This is a genomic window from uncultured Campylobacter sp. (assembly GCF_937890585.1).
Classification (GTDB): Bacteria; Campylobacterota; Campylobacteria; order Campylobacterales; family Campylobacteraceae; genus Campylobacter_A.
Genome location: NZ_CALACG010000288.1, coordinates 1 through 1,950 on the forward strand (window position 1 = coordinate 1; position 1,950 = coordinate 1,950).

The following is a 1,950-nucleotide window of genomic DNA, read 5'->3' on the forward strand; positions in this document are numbered from 1 at the left end:
CTCTTCATCTGTTTGGATTAGCAAAATAGCAGCCTTTTCATGCCCATTTTTAAACTCATCTATCAAAGTTTTTATGTCGCCACCATCGATGTGTGCCACACAAAGTTTAGTTTCATTTACATTTGTAAAGGCTAGCTCCCCAGAGCTTTTAGCGTTTTTTAGCTTATCTTTTAAGCCCTTTATCTCGCCTTTTAGTTTCTTAACGGCATTTAGTGGCTCTGTGCTTTTTAGCTCATCTTTTAGCTCTTCAAGTTCAGCTCTAAAAGACCTTGCTAAATTTAGCGCAGCCCTTGAGCAAACAGCCTCTATGCGCCTAACACCAGCGCTTACGCCGCTCTCTTTTGTGATGAAAAATGAGCCGATCTCATTGATATTTTTCACGTGTGTTCCGCCGCAAAGCTCTTTGCTGACCTCGCCAAAGCTCACGACTCTTACTTTGTCTGCGTATTTTTCGTTAAATAGTGCGATCGCACCGCTATTTTTGGCGTCTTCAAGGTCCATTAGCTTGGTCTCTTGACTTGCGCCATTTACGATCCACTCATTTACTAAATTTTCAACTCTAGAAATTTCCTCGCCGCTTAGTGCTTTTGGATGCGAGAAGTCAAATCTTAGCCTGTCTGCCTCGACGTTTGAGCCAGCTTGAGCGATATGAGTGCCCACAACTGCTCTAAGCGCTGCGTGAAGCAAGTGTGTAGCGCTGTGGTGACGTGTGATCTCCGCTCTATCGCTGCTAACTTCAAGCTCAACTTTGTCGCCAACTTTTAGTGCCGCGCTAGTCTCAACTAAAGATAAATTTAGTCCGTGGAATTTTTGCGTATCAAGCACATTTGCCTTGCCTTCTATCTTGCCGCTGTCGCCGCACTGGCCGCCACTTTGAGCGTAAAACGGAGTGATATCAAACATCACCCAGCCATCTTTGCCAGCATCTAGGCTATAAACGTTTTTAAACTCTTCATCAAGCAGGGCTAAAATTTTACCTTTTGATTTAAATGTCTCGTAGCCTACAAATTTGTTTTCGCCAAATTTTTCAAGTAGCTCTTTAAAATCGCCCTTTGCGCTCTTGTCACCACTGCCTTTCCAAGCAGCTTTTGCACGTGCTTTTTGCTCGCTCATAAGCTCATCAAACTTTGCCTCATCGACCTTTAAGCCCTTTTCTCTAAGCATATCAGCCGTTAGGTCAAGTGGGAAGCCAAATGTATCATAGAGCTTAAACGCAGCCTCTCCGCTAAAAATTTCTTTTGTATTTTTAAGCTCACTCTCAAATAGCTCTAAACCACTAGCGATAGTCGCTAAAAATCTCTCTTCTTCAAGCTTGATTTGCTCTTTTACAACCGCTTTTTTCTCGTTTAGATAGGTGTAGTGCTCTCCCATGAGCTCGCAGACTTTATCGACAAGTTTATACATAAATGGCTCTTTTATGCCTAGTAAATATCCATGGCGGATCGCACGGCGTAAGATGCGGCGAAGCACGTAGCCACGGCCTTCTTTGTCAAATGTCGTGCCTTGAGCTAGTAAAAATGTGACAGAGCGGATGTGGTCGCTTATGACGCGGTAGCTTGCACCACTTTCATAGACGTATGGTTTGCCACAAAGATTTGCTACTTCGCTAATTAGCGGCATAAAAAGTGAGCTATCGTAGTTACTAAATTTACCCTGTAAAATGGCAGTAACACGCTCTAAACCCATGCCTGTATCGATACTTGGCTTTGGCAGTGGGCTTAGTTTGCCATCACTACTTCTTTCATACTGCATGAAAACGAGGTTCCAAATTTCTAAAAATCTATCTCCGTCGCCGCCCATGTAGTCTTCTGGTGTGTTAAAGTGTTCAGCCCCTTGATCGTAAAAAATTTCACTGCAAGGGCCGCATGGTCCAGTATCGCCCATCTGCCAGAAGTTATCATGGTCGCCAAAGCGGTAAATTCTCTCTTTTGCGATGTGAGTGCTCCAAAT

The 1,950-nt window shown here is 43.7% G+C and carries 1 protein-coding gene; it reads right to left on the reverse strand.

Translation table 11 applies throughout. From position 1 onward, the window contains the following. Nucleotides 1-1,950, reverse strand: a 1,950-nt coding sequence (alaS, locus tag Q0296_RS08680; RefSeq protein WP_298039418.1) for an alanine--tRNA ligase, incomplete at both ends; no start/stop codon positions are given.